Consider the following 18441-nt stretch of genomic DNA (forward strand, 5'->3'; position numbering starts at 1 on the left):
AGATTTCGCGAGAGGTTTTCTGACTTACCGGGACCGCCGTCGTGGGACGGGGTAGGGACCGGCGCCGCCGATGCGGGATCGACGACGCCGGAACCGGTCTGAGGACGAACTACGCGGCTATCGCGATCGGCACGCCGTGCTGATCGGTGAAGGCGAGCCGGGTGTGCAGGTTCCCCAGCGAGCCGACCTCCTGGTAGTAGGAGGCGCGCCGGCGGGCCACGCACCCGTCCTTCTTGTCCTTGCGCTCCATCAGCTCCGGGTCGAGGTGCGTGTTGAGCCCGTCCCGGAGCAGCGTGAGCGCCTCCGCGCGCAGCTGGGAGACGCGGGACTCGGTCACGCCGAGTTCCGCGGCGATTGTCGCCATCGGCCGCTCCTGCATGAAGTAGCCGTTGACCACGGTGCGGAGCCGGTCCGGCAGCGCCGCGATCGCGTCGTGCAGGTAGCCGATCCGCTCCCGGTGCAGCAGCAGGTCTTCCGGGCCGGCGGTCCGCTCGGTGACCATGTCCTCCGCCGCGCCTGTGGTGAAGCCTTGGAGGCTGAGCACCACCGCGCGCTGTACGTCGTCCTCCACCTCCTTCAGCTCGTCCACCGCGATGCCGAGGAACCCGGCCAGTTCCTGCTGGGACGGGGTACGGCCGAGCGTGGCGGTCAGTTCCTGCCGGGCGGTGTCGGTCTTGCGGGCCCTGGATCGCACGGATCGGGACGCCCAGTCCAGGTGCCGCAGCTCGTCGAGGAGCGCCCCGCGGACACGGGTGGCGGCGAACCGGGCGAACGGGATGCCGCGCGACGGGTCGAACCCGCGGGCGGCCGTGACCAGCGCGGCGAGGCCGGCTGAGGTCAGATCGTCGCGATTGACGTGCGAGGGCACCCGGCTCAGCATGTCGCGGACCAGGTGGCCGACGAGCGGGATGTGTTCCCGGATAAGAAGTTCCTGCTCGTGGGCGGTAGCGACATTCGCAGCGGTGGCTACGGCGACGGCGGTCATGTGTTTCCCCCTCAGGCGTTGGCCCACTTGAGCGGGCTGTTCACCGTGAACAAGAGAAACCTTCTGTTACCGAGGGTGCTGTGTCCGTTACTTACGGTTGCCATTTGGTTGCATCGAGGCCGGAATCCTCAGGTCGAAACCTCTTAAGGCCGGTCTCAGGCTGCCGACCTGCAAGGACGAACAGGGGAACAGGGACAGGACATCGTCCGGCAGGCGGAGGCGCTCGTGAGCTTGATCGAACTGTCCAGCGTCCTGTGGCGGACCCGGGAGCTGATGGAGCTCCTCCTCTTCAAGCTCGAAGAGGAGCAGGTGCTGCTCGCCTCCGGCCGGTCCCGCTGGCTGGCGCACGCGACCCGCGAGGTCGAGATGGTCCTGGAGCAGATGCGCGAGACCGAGGTCATCCGCGCCGCCCACGCCCAGGCCGCCGCGGTCGAACTCGGGCTCTCGGCCGAGGCCAGCCTCGGTGAGATCGCGGATGCGGCGGCGATCCCGTGGAGCGACCTCCTCCATGAACACCGTAAGTCATTTCTGACGCTGACCGCCGAGATCAGCAGTCTTGCCGCCACCAACCGCGATCTGCTCTCCGCCGGGCAGCGTGCGGCGCGGGAAACGATGATGATCATCGCCGGTTCCGTCGAAACGTACGGCCCCAAGGGGCAGACCGTGTCAGCCGGCCACCGAGCCCGCCTAGTGGATGAGGCGATCTGATGAGCAGTACGTTCTCCGGCATCACCACCGCGCTCAGCTCGCTCTACGCGCAGCGCCGCGCCCTGGACGTCACCGGGCAGAACATCGCGAACGCGAACACCGAGGGATACACGCGCCAGCGGGTGCAGATGACGTCCGCGAGCGGGAACATCTCGCCGACCATGTGGTCGACGTCGGACGGTGTCGGCAACGGCGTCTCCATCTCCGACATCCGCCGTACCCGGGACGACTTCCTGGAGGGGCGCGGGCGCGAGGAGCGGGCGAACGTCTCGTACCTGAACAACCAGAAGGCGCAGTTCGTCACGATCGAGAACACGTTCGCGGAGCCGAGCGACACCGCGCTGAAGCACCAGATGAGCGAGCTGTGGGGCACGTTCGCGGACGTGGCGAACAACCCCGACGACCCGGCGATCCGGACCGCGCTCATCCAGCAGGGCAACACGGTCACCGACGGCATCCACGCGGCCTTCAACAGCCTCGGCGCGCAGTGGAAGGCCAACCGTGACCAGGCGGACGCGCTTGCCACCGAGGTGAACACGATGGCGAAGAACATCGCCCAGCTGAACACCACGATCCAGCGCGCCACCGCGGCCGGCCTGCCGGTCAACGAGATGGCCGACCAGCGTGACCTGCAGCTGATGAAGCTCTCCGAGCTGACCGGCGCCACCGCGTCGATCCAGGCCGACGGCACGGCCGCGGTCTACCTCGGCGGCTCCGGCCTGGTGCAGGGCGTGACCGCCCGGGAGATCCGGGTGACCGGCGCGGACCGGCTGCAGAACCAGACCGCGGACCCGGCCGGCAACGGCGTGACAGTGCGCTGGGCCGACTCCAACACCCCGGCGCAGATCGGCGGCACGCTGGGCGCGATCCAGGACACGCTTACCACCACCATCCCGAAGTACTCCGGCCAGCTGGACGCGGTCGCCGCCAAGCTCGCCACCACTGTCAACACGATCCACGCCGCCGGGTACGGCCTGGACGGCGGCTCCGGCCGGGACTTCTTCTCCGGCAGCACCGCCGAGTCGATCAAGGTGGCGTTCGACGACCCCGCCTTCGTGGCCGCCTCCTCGACGGCCGGCACCTACGACGCCGCGAACGCGGACGCGCTTGCCGACCTGGCCACCACGCCCGGCGGCCCGGACGACACCTACGCGGTGCTGATCGCCAACCTCGGCGTCGAGGCGCAGTCGGTCGACCGCCGCCACGCGATCCAGTCGGTGGTCACCCAGGACACGGACGCGGCGCGGGAGTCCTACGCCGGCGTCAACCTGGACGAGGAGATGACCCAGCTGATCACGTACCAGCGTGGGTACGAGGCCGCGTCCCGAGTGCTCACCGCGGTCGACGAGATGCTCGACGTGCTTATCAACCGCATGGCCGCGTAGAGAGGCAGCAGCCCATGGCGATGCAAATCCGGGTCACCGACGGCGCGATCACGAACCGGGTCCTGGCGAACCTGCAGGGGAACCTCACCCGGGTCGGCAACATCCAGGAGCAGCTCTCCAGCGGCAAGCAGCTCAGCCGCCCGTCCGACTCGCCGACCGGGACCGTCTCCGCGCTTCAACTGCGCGGCGAGTCCCGTGCGGTGCAGCAGTTCTCCCGCAACGCCTCGGACGGGCTGGGCTGGCTCGGCGTCATCGACACCGCGCTTGAGGGCGCCGGCAACCAGACCATGAAGGTCCGCGAGCTGGTGCTGCAGGGCATGTCCGCCGGCACGGCCAGCACCGGCGACGCCCGGGAGGCGATCGCGGTCGAGGTCGACAACCTGCGGAAGTCGCTGATCGGCGTGGCCAACACCAAATACCTGGACCGGCCGGTCTTCGGCGGCACCACCACAGGTGAGCGCGCGTTCGACGCGAACGGCCAGTACACAGGCGACAGCGGCGCCGTGATGCGCACGGTCGGCGACGCCTCCAAGGTGCGGGTGGACGCGAGCGGCGTGGACATCTTCGGTGCCAACGGTTCCAGCACGCAGCTCTTCACAGTGCTGGAGTCGATCTCGGCCAACCTGCGCAGCGGATCCACCTCCGGTCTTGATTCCGATCTCCAGAATCTCGACGTCGCGATTGGTACGATCAAGACAAATCGTGCCGACGTCGGTGCCCGAACGAACCGCATCGAGACCAGCCGCACCGCGGCCGACGACCGGTTGCTCAACGTCAAGAGCCAGCTCTCGGAGATCGAGGACATCGATCTGCCGAACACCATCATGCAGATGCAGTTGCAGCAGACGGCGTACCAGGCGGCGCTCCAGGCGACCGCCAAGGTGATCCAGCCCTCGCTGATGGATTTCCTGCGCTAGCCGCAGACTTCACACCCACTGAGAAGGCCGAGGGAAGCCATGACCGCGCGAACGATCGAGCAGCACGATGTGAACGCAGACCTGCTGGATCTGCCAGTCATCGACCTGATCTCACCGATGCCCGGTTTTCCGGAGAACCGGCAGTTCGTCCTTGTCCGGCTGGACGAGAACGGGCTCCTCTACTCGCTCCGGGCGGTGGACAACGCCGAGCTCCGTTTCCTTGTCATGCCGCCCGCGCCGTTCTTCCCGGACTACGCGCCGGAGATCGACGACGAGGCCGCGGAGTTGCTCGGCTCCCCACGGCCGGAGGATCTGCTGGTCCTGCTCGTGGTGACGGCCGGCGACACTGCCGCACACGCCACCGCGAACCTGCTCGCCCCGATCGTCATCGACCGGGGCAACCGCAAGGGCATGCAGACTGTGCTCAGCGGGTCCGGCCTGCCGGTACGCGCGGAGCTCGCCGTCGCAGGCTGAGTCGCCGCCGTCAATGCGTCCCACCATGGAGGGAAAGTCGCATGCTCGTTTTGACTCGGCGCTCCGGAGAGAGCGTGATGGTCGGCGACGACATCGTCATCACCGTGCTTGAGGTGCGGGGCGAGGTGATCCGGCTGGGAATCCGCGCCCCGCGCACCGTCCAGGTGCACCGTGAGGAGATCTACCGGGAGCTGCAGGCCGTGAACCGCGAGGCCGCATCCCCGGCGGACAGTGCGGTGGAGGCGCTCGCCGGAGCGCTGCGCAAGCCGGACTGAGCTCTGACGTCGTGTGAAGGGCCGGTCGCCGTCTGGCGGCCGGCCCTTCACCGTGCCCGGGGGATCAGCGGACCGCGACCCCCTTCTCCGTCAGGTACGGGAACGGGTCGATCGCGTTCTCGATCGTCGCCGGGTACGCGGTGTGGATCTCGAAGTGCAGGTGCGGGCCGGTGGAGTGCCCGGACGTGCCGACGAACCCGACCAGGTCGCCCGCGGCCACGACCTGACCCGGGACCACGCTCGGGCGGCGCAGCATGTGGCAGTAGCGGGTGGTGACGCCGTCGTCGGCGCGGATCTCAAGCGACCAGCCGCAGCCGATCACGTTCAGGCCGCCGTCGGTGTCGCAGGTGCCGATGGACACGTTGCAGAACGCGCGCATCACCACGCCGGCGTGCGCGGCCTTGATCGGGGTCTCCCGGGCGATCGCCAGGTCCATCCCGTTGTGATCCGGGCGGTCGGGTGTGCGGAAGCCGCTGTTCATCACGGCCGGCACCGGCAGCACCCAGGCGGTGGTGTTCACGGCCGGCGGCGTGGTCGGACTCGCCTTCGGCTTCGGCGGGTCACAGACCGGCAGCGGAGTGGCCGGCCGCTTGATGTAGGCGTCGGAGACGTAGCCGCCGCTCGTGAGCAGGTCCCAGACGTCGGTGCTCCGGACCGTACCCGTGACGGGATTGCCCTTGACCTGGCAGGTGATCGTGACCTTGGCGCCCTCCTTGAGCGTCGTGACCCGCTTGGCTCCGGTCCGGGCCGTCTTGCGCACGTTGAGCACGAGCCCACCGGTGCTTACCGTGCCGGACACCGCGGCGGCCGCCTCAGCGGGGCTCGCGGTCACGGCGGCGAGGCCACCGGCCAGCAGTCCGAGTCCGGCGATGACGGCGGCCGAGGCGCGACGGCGGTGGCGCGTGACGGGCTGGTGTTTCGCGGGCAAGACCCCTCCTCCCGCCCTCACCGGTCGGTAAGGGCACGGAAGGAGACTCCAGCGCGCAGGCTGCCGGTCCGGTGCTCCGGAAGTGCGGGCGGGTTGCGGGCGGTTCGCACCCGGCCGACACCCGTGGTGAGCCGCCGCCGCCACCGGGAAATCGTTCTAAACCGCCGGATTCGCCGACGAAGGCGGTTGATTGGCTCATGACGGACGCCACACCGCCGATCGGGCCCATGTGTGCGGAGCCGCACCCTCGGTGCCCGCCCTCGTCTAGGAGGTCCCTGTGGCTGGTCTGGCAGATGTGGGAGTCGGGAAGCGCCTCTCCGTCATCGTGGTTTCCGGGGTGGTGGTCGCGGCCTGCGTCACCGGCATCGGCATGTGGTCCCAGGGGAGGCTGGCCAATCAGGGCGACACGGTGTACGCGTTCGCCATGACCAAGGCGGCGCTCAACCACCTGGACACCCGGGAGAGCGAGCTGAAGGTGGACGACTACCGCGCGTTCGGCGGGGCCGACACCACCCAGGACGTGGCAGACGACGTGGATTCCGCTCTGGAGGCGTTCGACGCCGCGAAGGCGTTCAGCCTGCCGGGCGACATCGACGACGACATCAAGGCGCTCGAGGACAGCGTCAAGGGCTTCAACGACTTCAGCGTCGACTTCGTGACCAGGGCGGTGCAGGACCCGGCCAGCGTCCGCGACCAGTACGACTCGATCGCCGACCAGAACCACGTGGTCGACGACGCGATCGGCGCGATCCACGAAAAGCTCGACGCCGCGATCGAACAGGAACAGGCCAACATGGCGGCGACCACCGCCTCGGCCCGCCTGTGGATGCTGCTTGTCGCCGGGATCGGCATCGCCGCGCTTGTCGGCTTCGCGATCCCCCTGGTCCGGTCGATCCTCGCGCCGGTCCGCCGGGTCGGCGAGGTGGTCGACGCACTTGCCACCGGCGATCTGACGGTCCGTACCGGCATCGACTCGCACGACGAGCTGGGCCGGATGGCCCAGGGCCTGGACCACGCGGTGGACCGGATGCGGCAGGCGATGGAGGCGATGGCCGCCAACGCGAACACGCTTGCCGGCGCCGCCACCGAACTCTCCGCCACGAGCGCCGAGATCGCCCACGCGGCGGAGGAGACCAATGGGCAGACCTCCGCCGCCTCCGCCGAGGCCGAGGAGATCTCCCGCAACGTGCAGACCGTGGCGGCCGGCGGCGAGGAGATGGGCCTGTCCATCCGGGAGATCTCGCAGAACACGAACGAGGCCGCGCAGATCGCCGGGCAGGCCGTCAGCGAGGCCGCGCTCGCCACCCAGAGCATCGAGCGGCTCGGCGAGTCAAGCGCCGAGATCGGCAACGTGATCAAGCTGATCACCTCGATCGCGGAGCAGACCAACCTGCTTGCGCTGAACGCGACGATCGAGGCCGCGCGCGCCGGCGACGCGGGAAAGGGCTTCGCGGTCGTGGCGTCCGAGGTCAAGGACCTGGCCCAGGAGACCGCCCGCGCCACCGAGGACATCTCGTCCCGCGTCGCCGCGATCCAGTCGGACACCGGCAGCGCGGTCGAGGTGATCAACCGGATCAGCGAGGTCATCGCAAAGATCAACGACTACCAGACCACAATCGCGAGCGCCGTCGAGGAACAGACCGCCACCACCCAGGAGATGTCCCGCAGCATCGCCGAGGTCGCCGCCGGCGCCAGCCGCATCGCCGGCAGCATCTCCGAGGTCTCCCAGGCCGGCGGCCACTCGATGGAGGGCGTCAACCAAACCAACCAGGCCAGCCAAGAGGTGGCCCGCACCGCCGAAGAACTCCGCGCCCTCGTCAGCAGCTTCAAAATTTCCTAACCCCACCCCACCCACCACCCGGGGGTACGGCCCACGCCGTACCCCCGGGTTTTGCGCGTGCTCTTCGCTCTTCGTCTGCGGTTTCCCCGAACGGCCGCGGTGCTGTACCGCCCACGTGGGGCGCGGACGCCCAAGGTGTTTTCGACGCCGGCTGCCCCACTCGACCCGCTCGCTCTTAGTCTGCAGTTTCCCCCGACCCGCGCGGAAAACGACCACGTCGTGAGGCGCGGACGACCGAGGAACGTCGGTGTCAGTCAGACACGCTTTTCGTCTGCCTGACACCGCCGTCCGCAGGCCGTGGCGTCGAGCCTGGAGGAGCGAAGCGACGACCATAAGCAGAGCGCGGACGACCGAGGAACGTCGGTGTCAGTCAGACACGCTCTTCGTCTGCCTGACACCGCCGTCCGCAGGCCGTGGCGTCGAGCCTGGAGGAGCGAAGCGACGACCATAAGTAGAGCGAATAAGTACAGAGCCCAAGCCGAACAAACCTGACTGCACCTGCGTGATACCCACGGGCACTCCGTGCGGGGCCGATTGTCATCTCGGGCGGGAGTCGCCCCTCGAAGGCGCCGCGTGAGTGGCGCCCCGGGCGAGATGCAGGGAGCACACCGTGAGTGCAGAGCGCACCGCCGCCGTCGAGGCGTCGCCGATGCTTGACCTGTGCGCTGACGCGCACGTTCACACCGGCTTCTCCGCGGGGCGGGACAGCGTCGGCGTGGTCGTGATGGCCGCGGACCGGGCGGGCCTCACGGCGCTGACGTTCGCGGATCAGGCCGGGCCGGACAGCACCTGGTTGCCCGCCTACGGCGACTCGGTCCGCCGCGCCCAGCAGCGCACGGATATCCGGCTCTCGGTCGCGGCGGAGATCGAGATCATCCGGGCGGACGGCTGGCTGGCCTGGCCGCCGGACCTGGGTGGGCTGGATGCCATCACGGTCTCACTGAGCCGCCTCCCGCTCGCGGCCGGCCCGGCGACTCCGCAGCAGGTCCGCGGCTTGCTGGCGGCCGGTTCGGTGCGTCGCGCGGATGTGATCGAGCGCGCGGTCGAGGCGACGGTGCGCGGTGTCGAGCGGGCCAGCAGGTATGCGCCGGCCCGCCTTTCCCGCCCGCTGAGCCTGCTCAACCAGATCGGCATCGTGGAGGAGGAGATCGACGCGCACCTGCTGACCCACCTGGTCGAGGGCTGCCGCGTCACGCACGCCACGGTCGAGGTCAGCGAGGCCTGGCGTACTCCGTCCGCGACGCTTGTGCGCCGCCTGCTCGAGTCCGGTGTGACGGTTTCGGCCGCCTCCGACGCCCGTTATGCCGCCCAGGTCGGACGCTGGCAGTACGTCGCCGGCCTGTAGATCGTTTTCTGGCTTTCGCGGCTTTTGCTCACTTTTTCTGGCTAGGCTCGGGTGAACCGGCCCCCTGCCCGGGCCGGGAGATCTCCTAGTCGTTGGAGGATCGATGAGCACGGTGAAGCAGGCCATCGAGGTGGGCGCGCCACTGCATGCGGTCTACGAGCAGTTGTCGCACTTCGAGAACTATTCGCAGTTCATGAGCGGGGTCCAGGAAGTCACCCAGCTGTCCAGCACCAAGACCCACTGGATCATGGATCTGGACGGTGAGCGACGCGAGTTCGACGCGCAGATCACCGAGTGCCGCCCGGACGAGCTGGTCGCCTGGCGCGCCACGAACGGGCCCGCGTTCTCCGAGGTCATCACGCTCCGGCCGATGACCGCCGAGCGCACCCAGATCGTCGCGCAGATGGACGCGGACGTGGCCGCGCTGATGCCCAGCGACCGGCACGCCCAGGACTCGCTGAGCCGCCGTCTCAAGGCGGACCTCACAAGCTTCAAGCGGCTCATGGAGAACGCCGGGTTCAGCCCGCACCAGGCGTCCGGGATCCCGCTGGCCACCACAATGGGCCGGGCCGGCACGAACGCCGGCATGAACGTGGGCCTGAACAAGACCTACGGCGAGAACGAACCGGGCATCACCACCGCCGGCACGCTCTCCGACAGCCTGACCCGGCCCACACTCGGTCCCGGCTCCGGCATGGGCGACCGCGCCACCGCCTCACGCGGCAACCAGGGGACGTTCTCGCCAAGCCCCGCGCTGATGCGCAACCGGCGCTCCGAGCCGATCACCCAGCCGGCCGGCCGGATCGGCGCCGCCGCACCCGAGGAGACCGTCGACGAGGACACCGGCGCCACGGCCTCGGCCGGCGCGAACACCGGGGCGTCCACCGCGACGGCAGCGGTCACCGGCGGCACCCGGCGTGCCGGCGAAGGCGTGGGCGGCATCGGCGGTGTGAGCACCGACTCCACGATCGACCTGGCCGCGACGGACACCGACACCGAGCGCATCCCCCGGAACGACAAGCACGGCAACAGCAGGACCTGACGCGCTCCTACGCGGAAGCCCCGGCCCCTTCTCGGGCTGGGGCTTCCGCGTTTTCCCCGCCCGCATTTGCTCTGCTTACCTAGACCGCAGGTCGATGATTCGTCCTGTTTTGCGCGACGCTGGCTGGTCCTGTCGTGCCGGCTGCCGCGTGGGGCCGCGGGCCTGCCTCGCCGCCGTCTGCGACGCTGCGCCCGGCCGCGGGCGCGGCTGCCGCGTGGGGGCGAGCTCTTGCCTTGCCGGTTGTCGCGTGGGCGAGTCGCGCGCGGGCCTCGGTTGACACGCCGCCGGGCAGCTTCGGTGCACTCTGCCGAGCGGTAACGATTAATCCGCTTCAAGCGCCCACATCTCACGACGTGGCTCCCGTCTGTCCCGCGTTACCGCAGCCCGGCCTCGCAAGCCGCCTCGATCGCGACGGGATCGCCCGGTCCGGGCCGGCCCCACCATCAGATCAGTGCGCGAGCTGGATCCATCCGCGTGCTCCCGCGGGTTTCGGACCACACTCAATCTCGCCGTCGCCTTAAGGATCATTCAGTGGTACGAAAGGTAGATCTACTTCGCCGATGACCATGCTTTTCGTTCCACTGAATGATCTCTAAGGCGGGTGGCGGCGTCGTTTGTCTTGGTGGGGGTGTCGCCGGGCGCTGGGCGGCTGACCTGGCGTTGCCCAGCGAGACCGGCAGTGGTCCGGTTCGCTGATCGTGTCGGGATGCCCGGATCGACCGCGGAGAGGATTGGGCTCTTATTTCCGATATTTCATGACACAAGGCCCGGTGTCCGTCGCAAGAAGGAGGCGCGCTACTCGGCGCTGTGCCGAGGCCTGACGTCGACCGCGTCTCGGCGCGCGCTCTGGAGCGCGCCCTCGTGCCGGCCCTCGCCACTGGCGTCCTCGTTCCCGTGCCGGCGCTCGTCCCGGGTGGCTGCGCCGTCGTGCCGGCCTTTGTCCTGGACGGTGTCCGCCTTGCGCGGGTCGTCGGACAGGCCGGGCGGGCCCGCGGGGAGGGCCGTGCCGTCCACAGGCGGTGCGGGCGGGGTGCCGGGGGCTGCGGGCGAGGTGCCGGGGGCTGCGGGCGGGGTGCCGGGGGCTGCGGGCGGGGTGCCGGGGGCGTCGCCGCGGAGGGCGTCGTTCACCGCGTCGATCAGCGCGCTTGTGGTGAACGGCTTCTGGAGCAGCCGGGCGTCCTCGCCGACCATGCCCTTGTCCACGGCCACCTCTTTGGGCAGCCCGGAGACGTAGATGACGCGCAGGCCGGGGCGGAGCACGAGTGCCTGCTCCGCTACCTCGCGCCCGGAGGCCTCGGGCATGCTGAGGTCCGTCACCAGCAGGTCGATGTCGCCGTCGTGGTCACGGCAGGTGTCGATCGCGGTCCGGGCGTCGCCGGCGGTGAGCGCGGTGAATCCGCGGCGCTCAAGCATTCGGCGCATGATGTCGCGGAGGTCGACCTCGTCGTCGACGACAAGCACCGTGGGCCGCGATTCCGGGTCCAGCGTCAACATCGCACCCCTCCTCCGACCGTACGAATAATAAGGTTATATCCGTTTTTTTGGTTTATCTGGGGAACGGCAAAGCCCCGCCGTCCCGGGAAGGGACGACGGGGCTTACCGCGGGCAGATCGGTCAGACGGTCAGGGTCCAGGAGTCGAGCACGCCGGCCCGGCCGGTCGCGTCCTTGACGGTAAGCGTCCAGGCGCCGTTCTTCAGCGCTGTCGAACCGTCGATGTTCCAGGTGGCGAGCAGGTCACCGGCGCCGGCCGGCATCCTCAGGTTCCAGATCTTGCCGTTCGGCGAGGTGAGCTGGAGCCGCAGATCGCCGCGGACGGCCTGGCGCACGGTCACCTGCACGCTGCTCTGCTTCGAGGCGGTGGCGCCGGCCGCGCCGCAGTTCGCGATCGCCAGCTTCGAGGTCGCGGGCAGCGCCACGTCGGTCAGCGATTCGAACCGGTTGCAGTTCGCGGCCGCCGGGGTGGTGGAGACCGGCGTGACGGCCAGCGGCGTGCCGGCCTCGCCGGTGTAGAGCAGGCGGTTCGGCGAGCCGTTGACACCTGTGACCTTGCCGGGGGTGGCGCCGGTGACCAGCGCGTCCCGCACCTGCTGCGGCGTGGCCTGCGGGTTCGAGGCCAGGACCAGCGCGGCCGCGCCGGCCACGTGCGGCGACGCCATCGAGGTGCCGCTCATCGTGGCGGTGGCGGTGTCGCCGGACCGGGCGTCCGAGGTGATCTTCACGCCAGGCGCGAAGAGGTCCAGGCAGGTGCCGTAGTTGGAGAACGACGCGCGGGCGTCGTTGGCGTCCGAGGCGCCGACCGTGATCGCGGCCGGGAGTCGCGCCGGCGAGGACGCGCAGGCGTCCTTGTTCTCGTTGCCGGCGGCCAGCACGTAGGTCACACCGGAGTTGATCGAGCGCAGCACCGCGTCGTCAAGCGCGGCCGAGGCGGAGCCGCCGAGGCTCATGTTCGCCACGGCCGGCTTCACCGCGTTCCGGGTGACCCAGTCGACACCCGCGATGATCTGCGAGTAGCTGCCGCTGCCGTTGCAGTCCAGGACCCGGACGGAGACCAGCTTGACGTCCTTGGCGACGCCGTAGGTGGCGCCCCCGACCGTGCCGGCGACGTGCGTGCCGTGACCCTGGCAGTCGTCCGCGACCGCGTCGTTGTCGACGAAGTCCCAGCCGTGCCGGGCGCGCCCGCCGAAGTCCTTGTGCGCGATCCGTACGCCGGTGTCAAGCACGTACGCGGTCACGTTCGAGGCGGTGGGGGAGGAGTAGGCCGAGTTGAGCGGCAGGTTGCGCTGGTCGATGCGGTCCAGGCCCCAGGTCGGGTTGGTCTGCGTGCCGCTGATCGTGACCCGGCGGTCCTGCTCGACGTACTTGACCGCGGGGTCGGCCGCGAGGCGCCGTGCGGCGGACCGGGACATCTCGGTGGAGAAGCCGCGGACGGCCGAGGTGAACGAGTTGCGGACCGTGCCGCCGTAACGCTTCGCCAGGTCGCCCGCGGTGTTCGCGGACCGTCCGGTGGCCGCCGAGTCGCGCAGGACCACGATGTAGCTGTCCTTGATCGCGCCGGGCGCGCCGTCCTGCAGGACGGCGGCGGTGGCCGGGGCGGCGTGGGCCACACCCACACCGGTCAGGGCGACGAACGCGGCGGCGGTGGCGGAGGCGATGGCGAGACCGGCGGTACGCCGGCCGGAGCGGTGGAAGGCGGTCATGAACTCCCTTTCCTCTGCCGGAGCCCGTCTGGCCGCCGACCTCCATAAGATTCGGCGGCCGCGGTCTCGGCCGGGGACTCTCGGGGTTGCGCTCCGGTAGCGCGGGTAAAGGACAAAAGCAAGACCCCGCACGGGTATGTCTTTCGCGCCGTTGACCTGGGGGTATAAGGACAAGGTGTGGCGTGCGTCGCAATTGCACCCCCCGAATGCGGTTGCCGGGGGTAGCGAGTTGGTTAGGAGGCGGGTACCGCGCTAAAACGGGGGGAGCGGAGACCGATGTTGACCTCGTCCGGGCCACAAGGCCGCGCCGACGCATCGTTCGACCGACCAAGGAGGCCAACGCCATGAACGCACTGCTGAACCCCACTCAGGTGGAAGTCGTCAACACCGTCACCGAGCTGTGCGACAGCTGCGGGGCGGCCGCGAAGCTGGGCGTGCGCCTCTCCGGGGGCGGCGAGCTCTCGTTCTGCGGCCACCACGCGAACCGGCTGGCCGGCGAGATCGCCAAGACCGCGAACAGCGTCTCGATCGAGGCCGGGTTCGTCTGGTCCGGATCGAGCCGCACCGTGTAAGCCGCCCACCGACCTCACCAGCGCACCGAGCCCGACCGGGCTCGGTGCGTTTTCCGTAGGCGGCGGCAAATTGCCTGATAGGCTCCTTTGGTCCGTTTATGAGGAGCTTTCGGCGGTGGATATCCCGCAGTACGGGCGCCGACTCCATGGCGCGTTCGCTATCGGTGCCGGCGTCGCCGTCGCCTCCCTCGGCATGGTCACGCTGCTCACCTGGGGGGACGGCACCTCGGCCGGCGCGCTCTTCGGGCCGGGCACCCCCGCGCCACTCGTCGCGGTCGCGCTTGCCGCCGCCGGCTGTGGGCTGGTCGCGCTGGCCCCGAGCGACGTGCGCCCACAGGCCCGGCTTGTCGGCCGCGGGCTCGGCCTGGTCACCGCGCTGGCCGGTGTCACCGCGCTTGTCACCCGGCTGTTCGGGCCCGGGCGCCTGGGCGCGACCGCGCTGAGCTTCCTCGGCATCCGCGACGAGCCGCCCGGCCGTACCTCGACCACCACCGCGCTCACCCTGATCCTCGTCGGGCTCGCGCTCGCCACGCTCGACCGCAGGTCCCGGCCCCGCGCGCCGCGTACGACCCCGGCCCCCGACGCCGAACCGCCCACGATCCTCAGCGGCACCGCGGGCGACACCCGCCGGGCCGGTGGCGATCGGCGTGGTGGGGACCGCCGAGCCGGCGCGGACCGGCGCTCGGCTGACCGGCGCGGCCTCGGTGCGGAGGCGGCGGGCGCGGCCGACCTGCTCGGACTCGGCGCCGCCACGATCGCCGTGGTCGCGCTTGTGGCACAGATCTTCGGGCAGGCCTACCGGGAGGGCACCGGGCCCGGCACGGTCATGTCGCCGGTCACCGCGCTCGCCGTGCTCGCGCTCTGCCTCGGCCTGCTCGTCGCCCGCCCGCAGCGCGGCCCGCTCGCCGCGCTCTCCGGCACCAGCCGTGGCGCGTCGGTCGGCCGCCGCCTGGCGTTCGCCCTGGTGCTGTTCCCGGTGGTGGCGGGCCTGCTGGCGACCGCGGCCGTCTACGCGGGTGTGGACCGGCCGGCGACCGCGATCACCGGCGCCGCGATGCTCGGCACGCTCGCGCTGCTTGTGGTGCTGGCCCGGCTGGTACGCGAGCTGAACGTCTCCGACCGGGTGCAGCAGCAGCTTGTGGACGCGTTGCAGGAGCGGCGGGAGTTCACCGAGACGCTGCTGCAGTCGATCAACGAGGGCGTGCTGGTGCTCGACCGGGACCACCGGGTCCTTGACGTCAACCGGCACTGGTGCGAGCTGACCGGCCGTACCCCGGGCGAGGCGATCGGCCAGCTCCCGCCGTACCCGTGGGATCCGCCCCCGGAGGGTTCCGGGCGCACCGGCGGTGACTCGGTGCTGCGCCGGGTGAACGGCGAGAACGTGCCGGTCCTGGCATCGATGGCGCCGCTGCCCGGGCCTGGCGGACGCCCGCGTGCCTACGTGGTCACCTACGTCGACATCACCGGGCGGAAGCGCGAGGAGGACGCGGTGGCCGCGCACGCGGCCGAGACCGAGACCGCGAACGTGGAGTTGATCGAGGCGAACGAGCGGCTGGAGCGCGCGGTCGAGTTCAAGTCAGACCTGATGTCGATGGTGTCGCACGAGCTGGCCCAGCCGCTCAGTTCGATCGCCAGCCTGGCCGAGCTGCTCACGGTGGACTGGAACGACCTGGAGGACGACATCCGGCTCGAGCTCAGCACCAAGATCGACAAGAACACCCGGCGGCTGATCGGCATGATGAACGATCTGACGCTGCTGTTCCGCCTGGATGCCGGCAAGGTCACCGCGCGGCGTACCCCGGTGCCGGTCCTGGACGTGGCCGAGTCCGCGATCAGCAACCTGCCGCCGACCGCGCCACCGGTGCAGGTCGACGTGCATCCGGATCTCGCCGCGCTGGCCGACCGCGGGCACATGTGGCAGATGCTTGTGAACATGCTCGGCAACGCCGTGAAGTACGGCCGTGCGCCGATCGCGCTCTCCGCCCGGCGCGAGGGCGACCAGCTGATCATCGAGATCAGCGACCACGGCCCCGGCGTCCCGGACAAGCTGGTCTCCACCCTTTTCGACCGTTTCATGCGCGGCGCGGGCCTGGGTCTGTTCATCGTCCGCCACCTGGCCGAGGCGAACGGCGGCACTGTCCGCTACGAGCCGGTCGAGCCGCACGGCGCGCTCTTCATCCTGACCGTCGAGGCCGCCTGACCGGTCGGTCGCCTGACCGTCGAGGCTGCCTGACCGCCGCGGCCGCCTGGCTTTCGCGGCCGCCTGGCCGCCCAGGTGGCCTGACCGTCGAGGCCGCCTGACCGGTCGGGTCGCCTGACCGGCGAGGCCGCCTGACCGCCCGGGCCGCCTGACCGCCGAGGTCGTCCGGCAGTCTCGCGGGTTTTCCGGACCACGGCGGGGCCGGCTCCGGAGCGGCGTGCGGAGCGCCAGCGGAGCCCGGCGCTCCGGTTTGCCCGCGGGAGCAAGCGGGCCGGACCACCGCGAAAGCGGGAAAAGTATCTGGACGTTGTTTTTGCACTCGAAGCCCTTTAAAGCATTGCAAAGTGCAACGAATATGTACTTCCCCACCCGCTTTGCTCTGCTTACTAGGTCTAAAAGGGGCATAGCAGGCGATGGATTTCGGGTGATTTGTTTATGTAAGCAGAGCAAAGGGGGGGCGGGGCGATCACTGGTCGAGGACGGAGCGGACGGCCTGGAGCAGGCCGCGTTCGGAGAAGGGCTTGGAGACGAGCGTGACGTCGTCGCCGAGCGTGCCGTTCTCGGTGAGGACCGGGCGGGCGTAGCCGGACATGAAGAGCACCCGGGTGTCCGGGCGCAGCGCCGTCACCCGGTCCGCGACCTCCTTGCCGAGCATCTTGGGCATGATCACGTCGCTGAGCAGCAGGTGGATGGCGCCGTCGTGGCTGCGGGCCACCTCGAGCGCGTGGTCGCCGCCCGGCGCGGTCATCACCCGGTACCCGTTGCGGGTCAGGATGCGCTCGGTGACCTCACGCATCGCGTCCTCGTCCTCGACGACGAGCACGGTCTCGCCGTTGCCCGCCGCGCCCGCGTCCGGTTCGGCGGGCCGCTCCTCGACCGGCACGGACTCGTCGCTGGCCGGGACGAGCGCGCTGATCGTGGTGCCGACGCCCAGCTCGGAGTAGATGCTGAGCTGGCCGCCGGTCTGGGTGATGGTCCCGTAGACGGTGGACAGGCCGAGCCCGGTCGCCTCGCCCTTGGGCTTGGTGGTGAAGAACGGCTCGAACGCGCGGTCCGCCACGTCCTTCGGCATGCCGCCGCCGGTGTCGCTCACCTGCAGGCGCACGTAGGTCCCGGGTTGCAGGCCGGGCCGTCCCGCCAGGTAGCTCTCGTCCACCGTGACGTTGTCGGTGCCGATGGTGAGGCTGCCGCCGCCCGGCATCGCGTCGCGCGCGTTGACTGCGAGGTTGACAAGCACCTGGGTGAGCTGGCCGGGGTCGGCGCGGATCGGCCACAGCTCCTCGCTGAGCGACGTCTCCAGGCGCACGTGCTCGCCGATCGTGCGCTGGAGCAGCGACTCCACCTCGCGCACCACAGTGTTGAGGTTGAGCACGCGCGGCTTGACCACCTCGCGGCGGCCGAACGCGAGCAGCTGGTGGGTGAGGGAGATGGCGCGCTCGGCCGCGCGCTGGATCTGGTTGATGTCCTTGAGCACCGGGTCCCAGCGGGGCGCGTCCTCGGCGGCGGCGTCGCCGACCTCCTCCGCGATGAACGCGATGTAGTTGAGCACCACTGCGAGCAGGTTGTTGAAGTCGTGCGCGACGCCGCCGGCCAGCTGCCCGAGGCTCTCCAGCCGCTGTGACTGCTGCAGCCGGGCCTCGATCCTCTCCCGCTCGGCAAGCGCGATCAGCCGCTCCCGCTCGGCCTCGGCCAGCTCCTCGCCGCTGAGGTCGCGGGAGATGCTGGCGATGCCGACGATGGTGTCCTTGTCGTCGATGATCGGCGAGAAGTTGATGCCCATCGCGATCTCGGTGCCGTCCTTGCGGACCCGGCGGGTGCGGAACCTGTCGACGCGTTCACCGCCGGCCACCCGGCGCATCAGGTCGCGCGTCTCGTCGACCCGGTCCGGCGGGATCAGCATGATGATCGAGCGGCCGATCGCCTCGTCCGCGCCGTACCCGTAGATCCTTTCCGCGGATGGGTTCCAGCTGGTGATGACGCCGTCGATGGTCTGGCCGACGATCGCGTCCTGGGACGACAGCACGATCGAGGCGAGCCGGGCCTGGGCCTCCGCGGCGTGCCTGCGCCCGGTCGCGTCCCGGATCGCCGCGGCGATCAAAAGGCCTTCGGGGGTACGGATCGCGCTGAGCGAGATCTCGGCCGGGAACTCGGAGCCGTCCTTGCGCCGCGCCGCCAGCTCCGCCCCGGCGCCCATCGGCCGGGGCCGGGCCGCGTGCACGTACTCCTGCCGGTGCCGGGGGTGGTCGTGGCGGGCGGACTCCGGAACCAGGATCTCGATGTGCCGGCCGATCAGCTCCTGCCGCCGGTACCCGAAGAGGCGCTGCGCCTGCGCGTTGATCAGCGTGATCAGGCCGTCCTCGGTCACCACGACGATCGCGTCCGGGGCCGCCTCTAGCAGCCCTTGCGCGTGATCGGTGGACCAGTCCTGCACGGCGTCTCCGGATCCAGCGGAAAAACCCCTGATCCCCAAATTCTCCCATAAATCGGGCGGGTCGGATGCGCAACCGGCACGCACCTTTCCGGGTCCGGTACCTGCTACGGGCGCAGCCGAATCTTATTCCTGTCAGGCGGT

Annotated in this window: 15 protein-coding genes; 10 read left to right on the forward strand and 5 right to left on the reverse strand. The window is 70.1% G+C overall.

Features of this window, described 5'->3' with window-relative positions; all coding sequences use genetic code 11:
* Positions 1 to 109 precede the first annotated feature (109 nt).
* Positions 110 to 985, reverse strand: a complete 876-nt coding sequence (locus tag ACIA8K_RS13020) for a sigma-70 family RNA polymerase sigma factor (RefSeq protein ID WP_396058186.1) — start codon at positions 983 to 985, stop codon at positions 110 to 112.
* A 225-nt stretch (positions 986 to 1210) separates the two neighbouring features.
* On the opposite strand from ACIA8K_RS13020, the gene flgN reads away from it, so the two are divergent.
* From flgN to csrA, 5 genes are read left to right on the forward strand one after another with little or no spacing between them, the layout of a single operon-like run.
* Positions 1211 to 1693, forward strand: coding sequence for a flagellar export chaperone FlgN (flgN, locus tag ACIA8K_RS13025; RefSeq protein WP_396058188.1), 483 nt, complete (start codon positions 1211 to 1213; stop codon positions 1691 to 1693).
* Positions 1693 to 3078, forward strand: a complete 1386-nt coding sequence (gene flgK, locus ACIA8K_RS13030) for a flagellar hook-associated protein FlgK (RefSeq protein WP_396058190.1) — start codon at positions 1693 to 1695, stop codon at positions 3076 to 3078. Before flgN ends, flgK begins: the two co-directional genes overlap by 1 nt.
* Before the next feature lie 14 nt (positions 3079 to 3092).
* Entirely contained in the window at positions 3093 to 3995 is a 903-nt protein-coding gene (flgL, locus tag ACIA8K_RS13035) for a flagellar hook-associated protein FlgL (protein ID WP_396058192.1), read from the forward strand.
* 39 nt (positions 3996 to 4034) lie between these two features.
* Positions 4035 to 4469 (forward strand): flagellar assembly protein FliW, encoded by a 435-nt coding sequence (fliW, locus tag ACIA8K_RS13040; protein ID WP_396058195.1) that lies wholly within the window; start codon positions 4035 to 4037, stop codon positions 4467 to 4469.
* Between the two features lie 41 nt (positions 4470 to 4510).
* Complete coding sequence (gene csrA / locus ACIA8K_RS13045; RefSeq protein ID WP_396058197.1) at positions 4511 to 4744, forward strand: carbon storage regulator CsrA; 234 nt, start codon at positions 4511 to 4513, stop codon at positions 4742 to 4744.
* Positions 4745 to 4808: 64 nt separating this feature from the next.
* Here csrA and ACIA8K_RS13050 read toward each other — a convergent pair whose 3' ends face one another.
* Positions 4809 to 5672, reverse strand: coding sequence for a peptidoglycan DD-metalloendopeptidase family protein (locus ACIA8K_RS13050; protein WP_396058200.1), 864 nt, complete (start codon positions 5670 to 5672; stop codon positions 4809 to 4811).
* Between the two features lie 277 nt (positions 5673 to 5949).
* Here ACIA8K_RS13050 and ACIA8K_RS13055 point away from each other — a divergent pair, with 277 nt between their 5' ends.
* The 3 genes from ACIA8K_RS13055 to ACIA8K_RS13065 all read left to right on the forward strand — a co-directional run bounded on the left by ACIA8K_RS13055 (position 5950) and on the right by ACIA8K_RS13065 (position 9899).
* A complete protein-coding gene (locus tag ACIA8K_RS13055; protein ID WP_396058202.1) occupies positions 5950 to 7512 on the forward strand; it encodes a methyl-accepting chemotaxis protein in 1563 nt (520 codons plus the stop codon).
* Between the two features lie 610 nt (positions 7513 to 8122).
* Positions 8123 to 8857: a hydrolase gene (locus ACIA8K_RS13060; RefSeq protein WP_396058205.1), complete on the forward strand. Its 735-nt coding sequence runs from the start codon at positions 8123 to 8125 to the stop codon at positions 8855 to 8857.
* Positions 8858 to 8960: 103 nt separating this feature from the next.
* Complete coding sequence (locus ACIA8K_RS13065) at positions 8961 to 9899, forward strand: SRPBCC family protein (RefSeq protein ID WP_396058207.1); 939 nt, start codon at positions 8961 to 8963, stop codon at positions 9897 to 9899.
* A 795-nt stretch (positions 9900 to 10694) separates the two neighbouring features.
* Here ACIA8K_RS13065 and ACIA8K_RS13070 read toward each other — a convergent pair.
* Complete coding sequence (locus ACIA8K_RS13070) at positions 10695 to 11393, reverse strand: response regulator (RefSeq protein ID WP_396058209.1); 699 nt, start codon at positions 11391 to 11393, stop codon at positions 10695 to 10697.
* 120 nt (positions 11394 to 11513) lie between these two features.
* Positions 11514 to 13097 (reverse strand): S8 family serine peptidase, encoded by a 1584-nt coding sequence (locus ACIA8K_RS13075; protein WP_396058212.1) that lies wholly within the window; start codon positions 13095 to 13097, stop codon positions 11514 to 11516.
* Between the two features lie 344 nt (positions 13098 to 13441).
* Between ACIA8K_RS13075 and ACIA8K_RS13080 the strand changes: the two genes are divergently transcribed.
* Both ACIA8K_RS13080 and ACIA8K_RS13085 read left to right on the forward strand, forming a co-directional pair.
* Positions 13442 to 13669 carry a hypothetical protein gene (locus ACIA8K_RS13080; RefSeq protein ID WP_396058215.1) on the forward strand — a complete coding sequence of 76 codons (228 nt, stop codon included), beginning with the start codon at positions 13442 to 13444 and terminating at the stop codon, positions 13667 to 13669.
* A gap of 115 nt (positions 13670 to 13784) precedes the next feature.
* Entirely contained in the window at positions 13785 to 15869 is a 2085-nt protein-coding gene (locus ACIA8K_RS13085) for an ATP-binding protein (RefSeq protein WP_396058218.1), read from the forward strand.
* A 466-nt stretch (positions 15870 to 16335) separates the two neighbouring features.
* On the opposite strand, the gene ACIA8K_RS13090 is transcribed toward ACIA8K_RS13085, so the two are convergent.
* The gene (locus ACIA8K_RS13090) at positions 16336 to 18300 is read right to left on the reverse strand and encodes a PAS domain S-box protein (RefSeq protein WP_396058221.1); all 1965 of its coding nucleotides are present in this window, start codon (positions 18298 to 18300) and stop codon (positions 16336 to 16338) included.
* Positions 18301 to 18441: the final 141 nt, after the last annotated feature.

Source organism: Catenuloplanes sp. NPDC051500 (assembly GCF_044454585.1).
GTDB lineage: Bacteria > Actinomycetota > Actinomycetes > Mycobacteriales > Micromonosporaceae > Catenuloplanes.

Coding starts and splice junctions, on each gene's coding strand:
- ACIA8K_RS13020 (WP_396058186.1), bottom strand. CDS start 985: ATGACCGCCGTCGCCGTAGCCACCGCTGCGAATGTCGCTACCGCCCAC.
- flgK (WP_396058190.1), top strand. CDS start 1,693: ATGAGCAGTACGTTCTCCGGCATCACCACCGCGCTCAGCTCGCTCTAC.
- flgL (WP_396058192.1), top strand. CDS start 3,093: ATGGCGATGCAAATCCGGGTCACCGACGGCGCGATCACGAACCGGGTC.
- fliW (WP_396058195.1), top strand. CDS start 4,035: ATGACCGCGCGAACGATCGAGCAGCACGATGTGAACGCAGACCTGCTG.
- csrA (WP_396058197.1), top strand. CDS start 4,511: ATGCTCGTTTTGACTCGGCGCTCCGGAGAGAGCGTGATGGTCGGCGAC.
- ACIA8K_RS13065 (WP_396058207.1), top strand. CDS start 8,961: ATGAGCACGGTGAAGCAGGCCATCGAGGTGGGCGCGCCACTGCATGCG.
- ACIA8K_RS13070 (WP_396058209.1), bottom strand. CDS start 11,393: ATGTTGACGCTGGACCCGGAATCGCGGCCCACGGTGCTTGTCGTCGAC.
- ACIA8K_RS13075 (WP_396058212.1), bottom strand. CDS start 13,097: ATGACCGCCTTCCACCGCTCCGGCCGGCGTACCGCCGGTCTCGCCATC.
- ACIA8K_RS13080 (WP_396058215.1), top strand. CDS start 13,442: ATGAACGCACTGCTGAACCCCACTCAGGTGGAAGTCGTCAACACCGTC.